Here is a 12,465-nt window from a genome sequence, read left to right on the forward strand (position 1 = left end):
TCCGGGGTCAGCCGCTCCGCGGCGCGGCGGCGCGGCGCGGGGGCCGCAGCCGGTGGACCGAGGATGACGGCGGATCGTCGTGCCGCATCGCTGTGTCCTCATCGACATCCACGGGAGCGGCGGCGGCTCCGGGACCGGCTTCCATGTAGCGCACGCAGCTCACCCGCAGGAAGGACGCGAGGTTCTGCACCTTTCCATGCGCCTCCACCACCTCGTCATACAGGGTCATGATCAGCCGGTTCGTGGTCATGCCCTGGTCGGCGGCGATGTCGGCGAGCACGTTCCAGAACAGGTTTTCCAGCCGGATGCTGGTCACCATCCCGTGGATGCGGACCGAGCGTGACCGGGATTCGTAGAGGATGGGATCGGTGTTGACGAAGATCCGGCACATGACGCTTCCCCTTCCCGGTCACGCCCGGCCGTAGCGGCATGCGAGCGGCTTGAGGTTGTGATGCGGCCCGGCGGGGTCGCGCCGGATGCCGTACTGGTTCATTTTCCGGTAGAGCGTGCTGCGGGAAATGCCGAGCACGGCCGCCGCGTCCGACAGGTTTCCGCCGGTCGCCATGATGACGCTCTCGATCGTCCGCTGCTCGGTCGAGGTCAGCGACATCGGCACCGGCGGATCGCCGCCGTCGGACACAGGGGTGCAAGACGGCGCACCACCGCCGCGCAACTCCTCCGGCAGATCGCCGACATCCGCGGTTCCGTCGGGCGACAGCAGGATCATGCGCTCCACGAGGTTCCGCAGTTCCCGGACGTTGCCCGGCCAGTCGTACCCGTGCAGGCGGTCGAGTGCCGCCGCGCTGAAGCGGACCGGCGCACGCCCGTGCCGCCCGGCGAGCAGGGCGTTGAAATGCCCGATGAGTTGCCCGACGTCCCCGTCGCGCTCCCGCAGCGGCGGCACCCGGAGCGACGTGACGCTCAGGCGGTGGTAGAGGTCGCGGCGGAAGCGGCCGGCGCCCACCTCCTGCCGCAGGTTCCGGTTGGTCATGGTCAACAGCCGGACCGACACCCGCCGGGGCGTGTTGTCGCCGATCCGGTAGAGCACGCCCTCCTCCAGCACGCGCAGCAGATAGGGCTGCAGATCCAGCGGAAGCTCACCGATCTCGTCGAGGCAGAGCGTGCCGCCGTTGGCCAGCTCGAAGCGACCGACGCGGCCCTCGGTGCTGGCGCCGGTGAAGGCGCCGCGGACATAGCCGAACAGCTCGCTCCCCAGCATCTCGCGCGACACGGCGCCGCAATTGAAGGGCACGAAGGGCCCGTCGGCGACCGCACTGTGCCCGTGGATGGCGCGGGCGAACAGCTCCTTGCCCACGCCCGTTTCGCCCTCGATCAGCACGGGGACATGGAGCGGCGCCAGCCGCTCCGCCTGCCCGATCACCAGCCGCAGGCCGTCGCTGCCGCCGACGATGCCGGCGAAGCGTGAACGCGCGCCATCCGACTCGTCGGCGACCGGAGAGCGCCCGCCCGCCGACCGCGGCGTCCGGGCACCGGGAATGACCAGCAGCGTGCCGCGCCGGTCGCCATCCAGCAACAGCGGCTTGACCCAGTCCGCCGGCACCGACAGCCGCTTCCGGTCACCGTCGAGCGCGTCGGCGTCGGACCTCTGGTGGACGGACAGCCGGCTTCCGCGGCTGAGGTCGGGCATGCGGGCACCCATGCGGCTCTTCAGCAGGAGGGCCGCCTTGCGGCTGGCGTAGAGAAGCCGCCCCTTGGCGTCCAGCGCGATCAGACCGTCGCCGGCGTAGCGGTGGCTGTCCTCCAGGCACGCCTCCATCAGGCGCATGTGTTCCGCCTCGGTCTGGCGGGCGAGGTTCCATTCCACCTGCCGTGCCGCCACGACCGCCAGCGCCAGCGCCTGGCTGCCGAAGGAGTTCTTGAGACCGGAAATGTCCAGCAACCCGACGACCGACCCGTCAACCGGGTCGTGGATGGGCGAGCCGGCGCAGCTCCAGCTCTTGATGCCCGCGCAATAGTGCTCGGCGGCGTGGACCAGCACCGGCTGCTTGGACGCCAGCGCGGTGCCGATGCCGTTGGTGCCGGCGCGGTCCTCGCTCCAGCACCCGCCGGTGCCCAGGCTGATGTCGCAGGCCGCCGCCAGCGTCGCGCGGTCGCCGACGGTTTCCAGCACCACGCCGTTGGCGTCGGTGATCAGCATCACGGTGCGGGTGCCGGCCAGCAGGTCGGCGGCCTCCGCCAACGTCGCGGCCGCGGCCTGGAGCAGGTCGCGGTTGTCGCGGCGCAGCGCCTCGATCCTGCCGGCCTCAAGCACCGGGGCGGCCCCGGCGCGGGCATCGACGAGGAAATCGCGGCAGCGGTTCCAGGACCGGACCACCACGTCGCGGACCACGAGGTTCTCGTGCCGGGAACCGGAGACGAAGTCCTCCCACGCCTTCATGGTCGCCGACTCCTCATCGGCGAGCCCGTGGAGCAGAGGCCCGGGCGAGGTCGTGGCGAGGCTGTTCAGACCGGCGCTTCCCTTGGTCAGCATGCGTCCCCTCCCTGTCGTCCGTTGCGGCCCGGCGTTCTTGTCGTCCGTCGTCCCTGGAGGCGGCGGCCGGGCTTCCGACGGTGGTTGGGCGGAAACGATCCGCTCCACCAACTGCTCTGTGGACGAACTATAACGGAGGCGATCGGAGGGCGGGTAGTAGCGGATTACACTACCGCCATTTTTCCACACCCGCTCCCCGGCGGCAGCGCCGCCCTAACGGCGGCCGAAGGTTTCCGCCCCGCCACCGCGCGCCGGCCCCGCCGTCGGGTCGCCCTCCTCCGGCAGGTCGGCGATCAGCGTGTGGGTGGTCAGGATCAGCTTGGCGACCGACACGGCGTTCTCCAGCGCCAGCCGGGTTACCTTGACCGGGTCGATGATGCCGGCGGCGAACAGGTCGCAGAAACGGCCGGCGCGCGCGTCGAAGCCGGTTCCGTCCGGCAGGCCGGCGACGCGCGCCACCACCGCCGCACCGTCCTGCCCGGCGTTGGCGGCGATGCAGGACAGCGGCTGCACCATCGCCCGCTGCACCAGCCGGATGCCGGTCCGCTCCCCGTCCGGCGCCTCCTCCGCCAGGGCGTCGAGCGCAGGGACCAGCCGGGCGAGCGCCGTGCCGCCGCCGGGTACGACGCCCTCCTCCAGGGCCGCGCGGGCGGCGGCGAGCGAGTCCTCCAGAAGCTGAGCAGTGCGCTTCTGCTCCACCGGCGTGGCGCCACCGGTCTGGATCAGGGCGGTTCCGTGCGTCAGCTTCGCCAGCCGCTGGGCAAGCTTGTCGCGCTCGATGTTGGGGGGCGCCTCCTCCCACTGGCGCTGCACCAGGGACCGGCGGGCGCGCACGGACTCCGGCTCGCCGTGGCCGCGCAGGATGGTGGTGGCGGAGGCGGTGACCTCGATGCGGTCGGCGGAGCCCAGATCGGCGGCGGTGACCGCCTCCAGCCGGCCGCCGAGGTCGCGGGCGATCACGCGCCCGCCGGTCAGGATGGCGATGTCCTCCAGCATGACCTGACGCCAGTGACCGAACTCCGGCGGGTTGATCGCCACCACGACGCCGCGCCCGTCCCGCCGCAGGCCCATGATGGCCGCCACCACCTCCGGGGCCACCGCATCGGCGACCACCAGCAGCGGCCGGCCGTCGCGCCCCACCCGGTCGAGCAGGGCCAGGATCGCGTCGGGCCCGGTGACCTTGTGGTCGGTCAGCAGGATGCGCGGCCGTTCCAGCACCGCCATGCGGCCGGTGGGTTCGGTCGCCATGTGATGGGACAGGAAGCCGCGGTCGAGCACCATCCCTTCCATCACCGACAGGGCCGTCGGCGTGCCCGGAAGGCCGTAGTCGATGTCGATCACCCCCTCCGGCCCGACACGGCGCAGGGCGTCCGCCACCAGTCGTCCGAGCGCCGGCTCGGTCGCGGCGACGGTCGCCACCTGCTCAAGGCCGTCGCGGTGGAGAGGCCGGGCGCCCGCGCGAAGCCGCTCCACGACGAAGGCGCAGGCGCGGTCCATGCCGGCCGCCAACTCCACCGGACTGCACCCGTCGGCGAGAACGCCGATGCCGTCCCGGACGAGCGCATCGGCGAGCACGGTCGCGGTGGTGGTGCCGTCACCGGCGACGTCGTTGGTCTGCCGGGACACCTCGCGCACGACCTGCGCGCCCATGTTTTCGAAGCGGCAGGGCAGCTCGATCTCCGACGCAATGCTGACGCCGTCGCGCGAGACCAGCGGCGTGCCGACCGGGCGGTCGATGATCGCGTTGGTTCCCTTCGGCCCGAGCGTGCCGCGCACCGCCAGCGCCAGCTTCTCCACGCCGCGCCCGAGCGCGGCCCGCGCCTCGGCGTGGTGCAGCATCATCTTCGCCATGCGGACGTCTCCTTCCCTGTAGTTTTTGCTTGATGAAGACCCCCGCGCGGGGCGGGGGTCCTGGAGCACGGCCTCACTCGTAGGCGAGCGCGTCGTCCATGTTGCCGAAGAGGACGACGGTGTCGTCGTCCACCATGACCATCCGGCCGTAATGGGTGGAGGTGGAGATCTCGAACAGGTGCGGGTTCATCTCACGGCCCAGCGCCTCGCCGATCTCGCTCATCCGGAACTCGATGCGCCCTTCGCCGTCGATACGGATCATGGCGGGGAGATAGGTGACGGAGATGCCCGGCTTGTCCTCCATCACCTCGGCGATGCAGCGGGCCTCCACGCTGTCGTTCATGGTGACGCCGCACTGGTGGGAGATGGTGCTTTCGTGGGTGATGTCCTTCAGCGGCTTGAAGAGCTGCTGTCCGGTGATGACGCTCATGACGGGTTCCTCGCGCTGGATGGGTTCGGGGCGGTCACTCGGCGGAGCCGGCCACGGCGACGTCGGCGATGGGGGCGGGCTCCGCGACCAGGATGGGCGGGAGGTCGGCGACGAACCCGACCTCCCGCCCGATGGCGGCGACGCGGTTGCGGGCCTGTTCGTAGGCGGCGAGGAAGCCGGCGACCTTGACCCGCGGCAGCGACCACAGCGGCTGGAGCTGGAGCGCCGCCCTGGCCGCCAGGGCCGAATGACGGCCGAACCAGTCCTGGAGGACGGCGCGGTTCGCTTCGCCGTGCACGGGATCGCCCACCAGAAGCGCGAACAGCTCCACCGCGTTGGCGAGGTTGCGCTCGTAGTCGGCTTCCGCGGCCGAGACGACGGAGGGTGTGGCGAAATCGTTCTGGGCGGCGGCGAGCTGCATGACGAATCCGCTGCGGAACAGCTCGCCCACCAGCGGTTCGAAGACGAGGTTGGCGGCGAAATACTGCTCCAGGAAATCCGCCGCGGCGCGGATGTGCTCGACCGCCTCGCGGCAGGGCTGCCAGATCGGGTCGTCCATCCAATGGGCCTTGCCGGCATCGAGGTCGAAGCCGCCGATGTCGGTGGCGATCTCCGCCAGATAGAGCGTCAGATCCTGGGCGAAACGCAGCTTGTAGGAGGCGTTGGTCAGGATGGCGTTGTTGACCATCTGGGTGTAGCCGTAGCGCTGCGCCCGCATCAGCGCCGTGCCCAGCCCGTACTCCACATGCTTGAAGGCGCCGACGTGGTTCTGCAGGACGCCGACCCACGCCTTGTCGAAGCGCTGCGGGGCGCCGGCCCGCCGGGCGTTGTCCACGACGTTCTGGATCATGCCGACGATGGTGGACTGGCGCTGGTAGTGGGTGCGCTCCCACTCCTGGTCGGGGGCGCGGAAGCGGTGCCAGTCGGCGCAGCGCAGCGCGGTCCAGCTCTTGGAGTAGGTCGGGGTGCCGTCGCCGAAGCTGATGATCCAGTCCTGGAGCAGGTAGCGCTCCGGGTCCGGCTGCACATCGACGGTCACATCCTCGTAATGCGTCGCCTTGCGGCCCTTGGGTTCGAAGTAATTGTAGCGGCGGCTGTCGGAGCCGGGGAAGACCTTGGCGCCGGCGGCGGCCGACGCGGTCTGCTGGGTGGTCATCGTGTTTCCTCCCGTTGGTCTGTTCAGCGTGTGGCGGGGGTGAACTTGTCGAAGTGGATGCGGGCCGAATCGACGCCGGCCATCTGCAGGACCGGCAGCACCGCGTCGATCATCGGCGGCGGGCCGCAGGAATAGACGTCGGCCTGCTCCACATCGGGCATCGCGGCGAGGTGCCGGCGCAGCACCTCGTGGACGAAGCCGGTCTCGCCCGTCCACCCGTCCTCGTCCCCCGCGTGCGACAGGGCGGGAATGAAGGCGAAATCGGGCATGGCGCGGGCGAACGCCTCGAAAAGCTCGAGGTGGAACAGGTCGCGCCGGGTGCGGGCGCCGTAGAAGAAGCGCACGGGGCGGGTCTCGCCGCTGGCCGCCTGATCGTGCAGGATGGACAGCAGCGGCGCCATGCCCGACCCGCCGCCGACCAGGATCATCGGCCCTTCGCGCTCCTCGCGCCGGAAGCAGGTGCCGTAGGGACCGCGGACCATGACCGGCTCGCCCACGGCCAGTCCGTCGTCGAGAGCGCCGGAGAAGGCGCCCTGCGGGTATTTCTTGATGATGAACTCCAGCCGGGCCGGTCCGCCCGGCGGGTTCGCCCCCGGCGGGTTCGCCATGGAGAAGGAGCGGGTGATCCCATGGCCGGGCAGCGTGATGTCGACATACTGGCCGGCCCAGAACTTCATGGGCTGGTCGAGGGTGACGGCGATGGCGACGATGTCGTGGGTCAGCGTCTCGACCGCCGCCAGCCGCCCGGCGATGTCCTTGACGGGGATCGAGCGGGCCAGCAGATCCTCGTCGTAGTTCAGCAGTTCCACCTCCACGTCGCTGTAGGCGACGGTGCGGCAGAGCAGGATGTGGTTGCTGTCGCGCTCGGGGTCGGAGAGCGCGAAGGTCGAGTATTTCAGCATCTCGACGTCGCCGTCGATCAGCAGGCATTTGCAGGCGGAGCATTGCCCCTCCTTGCAGCCGTGCATCAACGAGACGCCCTGCCGGAAGGCGGCGTCGAGGATGGTCTCGCCCTCCTCCACCTCCATCTCGAGGCCGACCGGCTCCAGCCGCACGGTGTGGACGGCCGGCTTCTTCTGAAGAGCCTGGGTGCTCATGGGCGTGGGATCTCCGCAAGGGGGCGCCCTTCCCCCGTCCCGATGGGGAAGGGGGCGGCGTTTCCGGACATTGGGGACGGGGATCAGACCCGGCGGATGGTGAAGCCCTTGCGGTACTCGTCGATGTGCGCCCGGCGCTGCTCCGGCGTCATCGCGCGCAGCGCCAGCAGCGGGCTGCGGATGGTGTGGCCGCGGACATGATCGAGCGTCCACATGTCCTTCTCCTCGAAGGACAGATGCGGCTGGGCGACCAGCGTCTTCCCGTCGGGGCGTACGAAGCCCATGTCCTTGATGGCGTCGGCCAAATCCCAGCCGTCATAGACCTCCTCCCACTGGCGGCGGCCGGAGAAGCGGCCCATGGCGGGGGTCGGACGGCCCTGGTACTCGGCCGCGAACGCTTCCTTGTGCGTCCAGCGGTCGACCTCGGAGGCGTAGGTGAACAGCTCCCCGTCCACCTCATCGACCTGGAAATCCTCGCGGATGACGCAGGGGACGAGGCTCGACCAGCAGCGGTGCGGGTAGACGTAGCCGGTGTCGGCGAAGGTGATGGGGACGCTGCCGGGTTTGCTCAGCTTGGCGTAGTTCTCCCACCACACGCCGAACTCGTCGTACCAGCCGGGGTACTTGCTCTCGAACCAGTCGAAGTCGCGCTCGGTCATCGCCTCGATGCGCCAGAAGTTGGCCCACCAGCCGGCCGAGAAAAACTGGGCGATCTTGTGCACGTAGTTTTTCTTCACGATGCTGTCGAAGGCCTCGTGCACGTCGTCGTGGTGGATCTTGATGCCGTACTTTTCCAGCGGCAGCAGGTAGGTGCGGTAATAGTCCTCGAAGATCCAGCGGTGCCAGAGCTCGGCGTAGGATTCCTTGGTCTTGTCGCGGTGCTTGGTGCCGTACTCGATGATGGTGCCGATGGCGGCGTCCACGATCATGTGGTTCTGCCAGAATGAATAGCGGATGTCGCGCTCCAGCAGCAGATGGTTGTCCGGTTCCTTCAGGACGGACATGAGCATCGAATGCCCGTTGCCGATGTGGCGGGATTCATCGCTCTGCACCGACAGGAAGACGGTGGGCAGGGCGTAGTCGCCGTTGCGCGCGGCCTCCGACGGCATCGCCACGAACAGCGTGTTGGTGAAGGCCGTCTCCGCCACGACCTGGAGGTAGATGTTGGACGCGGTGATCGCGTCACCGGTCAGGAAGGCCTCGCCGAACTGCCGGCCGATGGTGGTGGCGTAGCATTTGCCGAACGCCTTCTCGGTGATGTCGAAGCCGGCGGGGTCGATGTAGTTCTCCATGTACCATTTCTTGAGGTTCATCTGGATCGTCGAGTGCCGGAACTCGTCGATCATCTGCATGGTGAAGCCGGTGCGCAGGTCGTCGCCGGGGGCGAGCTGGCCCAGCGTCGCCATCGACCGCGCGGCGGAAATCTCGGGGAAGGGGATGATCGCCAGGAACAGCTTCATCCACTCGATCCAGCGCGGCTCGACGTTGCGGAACATGTCGCCGCGGAGCGCCGCGTCCAGCGCGCCGTAGACCCGGTTGTCCTTCTCCTCCTGCATCGGGAAGTAGGAGCGCAGAACCTGCTTCATCGGGTCGCGCGGCGCCTTGGTGATCTTGTAGTCGGTGGGGAAGCTCATGGCCTCCTGCACATAGGACGGCGTCCAGCCGAGATCGGCGACCCGACGCGCCGCTTCCCCGATGCTGATGCCCTTCTGGCTGGTGATCTTGTTGAGCGTCAATCCATCCGGCATGTCGTCTTCTCCCTTGGAATGTGGTTGTCCGGCGGTCGTTGCGGCCGGACCCGGTTCTTGTGGCGAGGCGTCTTGTCGGGGTGTGGGCGGCCGGGGCCTTGGGTCCACCCTGGGCGCGGAGGGCGCCCTGGTGACGGCTGGTCGTTGGCGAGAGGCCGTGGCCACCTCGTGGCACCAATTCAGCAAGCGCCGTGCCAACCGCCCGCCGTGACGGCCAGGCTGCGGGTGGGCGGGCACACGGCCGCGGCCGCGTTGCATTCTGGGACATGCTGCGTCAACGGATTGTCCCAATATGAGACAGTATGACGCACGGACAGGTCCGTGACCGGCCGCGCAGGCCATCGGCCGATCTGGCACGCCCGTTGCTGTCTTTCCTTCCGGGGCTCGGCGCCGGAACCGCGCCCCACAGACCTCGGGCCCACAGACTTCAGGAGGGAAAGCGAGACATGACGCATGCCTTGCACACGCGGACGGTGACGCCGGCGCTGGCCGCGAGGTTGGCCCTGGCCCTGTTCGCGTTGCCAGTCCTCATGGCGCCGGCGGCGGCGGCGGAAGGGGAGGCGCTGTTCCGCCAGCAGTGCGGGACCTGCCATTCGGTGAAGCGCGACGACGGCCCGCGCGCCGGTCCCTCGTTGCACGGGGTCGTCGGCCGCAAGGCGGGCTCCGCGGCGGATTACGAGTATTCGGACGCCCTGCGGAAAGCCGGCATCACCTGGGACACCGCGACGCTTGAACGCTGGCTGACCAACTCCAACGAGTTCCTGCCCGGCAGCGTCATGAACTACCGGCAGACGAACGACACGGTTCGCCGGGAGATCATCCGATTCCTTCAGACCAGCGCCGCCGACTGAACCGGGAGAACCTGATGGCAAAGATCATCCACATGATGGTGCGCGTCCTCGACGAGCGGAGGTCGCTGGATTTCTACGCCCGTGCCTTCGGGCTGGAGCCGGCGGAGCGGCTGCCGTTCGACGGCTTCACGCTGATCTACCTGCGCAACCGGGAGAACGACATGGAGCTGGAGCTGACGGTCAACCACGACCGGACGGCACCCTACACCCATGGCGACGGCTACGGCCACATGGCGGTGGCGGTGGACGAGCTGGACGGCGAGCACGCGCGCTTCACCGCGCTGGGCTTCACGGTCACGCCGGTGAAGGAGTTCGCGCCCGGCGGATCCCTGCTGGCGCGCTTCTTTTTCGTCACCGACCCCGACGGCTACAAGATCGAGGTGCTCCAGCGCCACGGCCGCTACCGGTGACCGCTTCATCACGAACAACGGACCCTGGGAAGGAGATGTCGATCATGCGCGTTCTCGACAAACGGAGCCGGATCAGCCGGCGAGGCTTCCTGAAGAGCTCGGCGGCGTCCACGGCCGCCGTCGGCGCCCTGTCGGGCGGGATGGTGTCGCTGCCGGCACTGCCGGCCTGGGCGGGGTCGCTGAAGGCCATCGATCCCGCCGCGGCGAAGACGCTTCTGGTCATGGTGCGGGACCTCTACCCGCACGACCGGCTGGGCGACGGCTATTACGAGCGTGCGATCGCCGCCATGGACGAGGCCGCCGCGAAGGAACCCGCGCTCGGCAGGCAGCTCAACGAGGGTGCGGCGGCGCTCGACGCCGCCGCGCAGACGCAGCGCAAGACCCCCTACGCCGCCCTGAAGACGGAGGAGGAACGCGTGGCCGTCCTGAAATCCATGGAGGCCACGCCCTTCTTCCAGAAGGTGCGCGGCGACATGGTGGTCGCCCTCTACAACCAGCCGGAGGTGTGGGCGAAGCTCGGCTACGAGGGACCGTCGGCGGAGCTGGGTGGCTATCTGCACCGCGGCTTCGACGACATCGACTGGATCAAAGAGGCCTGACCGGTTCGGCACGCGTGAACCAACCGGCTGAACCGACACGGGGGAGGATGAGGAATGGCTGCGAATTTCGCTTTGAATGACGACGGCGTCGTGGTGGTGATCGGCAGCGGTGCCGGCGGCGGGACGCTGGCCAACGAGCTGGCGCAGAAGGGCATCAAGGTCGTCTGCCTGGAGGCCGGCGGACGCCACGAGATCCAGGATTTCGTGAACGACGAATGGAAGAGCTTCGCCCAGATCTCCTGGCTGGACAAGCGCACGACCTCGGGCACATGGCGGGTGTCGAAGGATTTCCCGAACCTGCCGGCCTGGATCGTGAAGGCGGTCGGCGGCTCCACCGTGCACTGGGCCGGCGCCTCGCTGCGCTTCCAGGAGCACGAGTTCAAGGCGCGCACCACCTACGGCGCCCTGGATGGCGCCAACCTGCTGGACTGGCCGGTGACCTTGGCGGAGATGGAGCCCTACTACGCCAAGGCCGAGAGCAAGATGGGCACGACCGGCACCAACGGCATTCCGCGCCTGCCCGGCAACAACAATTACAAGGTGCTGGCCGCCGGCGCGAAGAAGGTCGGCTATTCCGACTTCCACACCGGCAACATGTCGATCAACAGCAAGGCGCGCGACGGGCGCGGGTCCTGCCAGCAGATCGGATTCTGTTTCCAGGGCTGCAAGTCCGGGGCGAAGTGGTCCACCCTCTACAGCGAAATCCCGAAGGGCGAAGCCACCGGCAACCTGGAGGTCCGGCCGAACAGCCAGGTGCTGAAGATCGAGCACGACGCGCGCGGGCGCGCCAACGCGGTGCTCTACGCCGACGCGTCCGGAGCGGTGCAGCGGCAGCGCGCGCGCATCGTCGCGGTGGCCGGCAACTCCATCGAAAGCCCCCGGCTGCTGCTGAACTCGGCCTCGCCGATGTTCCCGGACGGGTTGGCGAATTCCTCCGGGCAGGTGGGGCGCAACTACATGCGGCACATGACCGGCTCGGTCTACGGCGTCTTCGAGAAGCCGGTGCACATGTACCGCGGCACCACCATGGCCGGCATCGTCAAGGACGAGTCCCGCTTCGACCCCCGGCGCGGCTTCGTCGGCGGCTACGAGATGGAGACGCTGTCGCTGGGCGTGCCCTTCATGGCGGCTTTCCTCGATCCGGGCGCCTGGGGGCGCGGTTTTTCCTCGGCCCTCGACGCGTACGACCACATGGCCGGCATGTGGCTGGTGGGCGAGGACATGCCGCGCGAGACCAACCGCGTCACCCTGCACGCGACGGACAAGGACAAGTTCGGCTTCGCGATCCCCAACGTGCATTTCGACGACCACCCCAACGATGTCGCCATGCGCAATCACGCCTTCGCCCGGGGCTCGGCCATTTACGACGCGGTGGGCGCCAAGCGCACCATCCACACCCCGCCATACCCCTCCACCCACAATCTCGGAACCAACCGCATGAGCGCGAACGCGCGCGACGGCGTGGTGAACAAGTGGGGACAGGCGCATGACGTGAAGAACCTGTTCGTTTCCGACGGCAGCCAGTTCACCACCGGCGGCTCCGAGAACCCGACCCTGACCATCGTCGCCCTGGCGATCCGGCAGGCCGACTTCATCGCCGATCAGATGGGCAAGCGGGAGATCTGAGCGACGACGGCCTGAATCCGGGCCGTGCCCACGGATGCACCCGCCGCCGGCCCTTCACAGGGGCGGCGGCGGCCCGGGGCGCCCGATACCGAACCGCACGGGGTGCTCCGGAAGCCGATCGGATCGGGTCGTCGCCTTCCCACCGGCCGCATGCCCCCCAGACCCAAAGCGCGAACCGAAGCGACGCTCCGCACCGGAACCACCAA

General features: G+C 68.9%; 11 protein-coding genes. 4 read left to right on the forward strand and 7 right to left on the reverse strand.

Annotation, left to right across the window (positions count from 1 at the left end):
• Window positions 1-7: 7 nt before the first annotated feature.
• From HL658_RS15220 to HL658_RS15250, 7 genes are all read right to left on the reverse strand, one after another.
• Complete coding sequence (locus HL658_RS15220; RefSeq protein ID WP_180282604.1) at window positions 8-391, reverse strand: ribbon-helix-helix domain-containing protein; 384 nt, start codon at window positions 389-391, stop codon at window positions 8-10.
• Window positions 392-409: 18 nt separating this feature from the next.
• A complete protein-coding gene (locus HL658_RS15225) occupies window positions 410-2,491 on the reverse strand; it encodes a sigma-54-dependent Fis family transcriptional regulator (protein ID WP_180282605.1) in 2,082 nt (693 codons plus the stop codon).
• 213 nt (window positions 2,492-2,704) lie between these two features.
• The gene (gene groEL / locus HL658_RS15230; protein WP_180282606.1) at window positions 2,705-4,342 is read right to left on the reverse strand and encodes a molecular chaperone GroEL; all 1,638 of its coding nucleotides are present in this window, start codon (window positions 4,340-4,342) and stop codon (window positions 2,705-2,707) included.
• Window positions 4,343-4,415: 73 nt separating this feature from the next.
• Window positions 4,416-4,772 (reverse strand): MmoB/DmpM family protein, encoded by a 357-nt coding sequence (locus HL658_RS15235; RefSeq protein WP_180282607.1) that lies wholly within the window; start codon window positions 4,770-4,772, stop codon window positions 4,416-4,418.
• A 34-nt stretch (window positions 4,773-4,806) separates the two neighbouring features.
• Window positions 4,807-5,928, reverse strand: a complete 1,122-nt coding sequence (locus HL658_RS15240; protein ID WP_180282608.1) for an aromatic/alkene monooxygenase hydroxylase subunit beta — start codon at window positions 5,926-5,928, stop codon at window positions 4,807-4,809.
• 23 nt (window positions 5,929-5,951) lie between these two features.
• Window positions 5,952-7,025, reverse strand: a complete 1,074-nt coding sequence (locus tag HL658_RS15245; RefSeq protein WP_180282609.1) for an NADH:ubiquinone reductase (Na(+)-transporting) subunit F — start codon at window positions 7,023-7,025, stop codon at window positions 5,952-5,954.
• An 83-nt stretch (window positions 7,026-7,108) separates the two neighbouring features.
• Complete coding sequence (locus HL658_RS15250; RefSeq protein WP_180282610.1) at window positions 7,109-8,773, reverse strand: aromatic/alkene/methane monooxygenase hydroxylase/oxygenase subunit alpha; 1,665 nt, start codon at window positions 8,771-8,773, stop codon at window positions 7,109-7,111.
• A gap of 530 nt (window positions 8,774-9,303) precedes the next feature.
• On the opposite strand from HL658_RS15250, the gene HL658_RS15255 reads away from it, so the two are divergent.
• Genes HL658_RS15255 through HL658_RS15270 form a run of 4 tightly spaced genes read left to right on the forward strand, consistent with a single transcriptional unit; the run spans window position 9,304 to window position 12,259 of the window.
• Window positions 9,304-9,624 (forward strand): c-type cytochrome, encoded by a 321-nt coding sequence (locus HL658_RS15255; RefSeq protein WP_180282689.1) that lies wholly within the window; start codon window positions 9,304-9,306, stop codon window positions 9,622-9,624.
• Between the two features lie 14 nt (window positions 9,625-9,638).
• Window positions 9,639-10,034: a VOC family protein gene (locus HL658_RS15260; protein WP_180282611.1), complete on the forward strand. Its 396-nt coding sequence runs from the start codon at window positions 9,639-9,641 to the stop codon at window positions 10,032-10,034.
• Between the two features lie 44 nt (window positions 10,035-10,078).
• Window positions 10,079-10,633: a twin-arginine translocation signal domain-containing protein gene (locus HL658_RS15265; protein ID WP_180282612.1), complete on the forward strand. Its 555-nt coding sequence runs from the start codon at window positions 10,079-10,081 to the stop codon at window positions 10,631-10,633.
• A 54-nt stretch (window positions 10,634-10,687) separates the two neighbouring features.
• Entirely contained in the window at window positions 10,688-12,259 is a 1,572-nt protein-coding gene (locus tag HL658_RS15270) for a GMC family oxidoreductase (protein WP_180282613.1), read from the forward strand.
• Window positions 12,260-12,465 lie beyond the last annotated feature (206 nt).

This window comes from Azospirillum oleiclasticum, assembly GCF_013423485.1.
GTDB lineage: Bacteria > Pseudomonadota > Alphaproteobacteria > Azospirillales > Azospirillaceae > Azospirillum > Azospirillum oleiclasticum.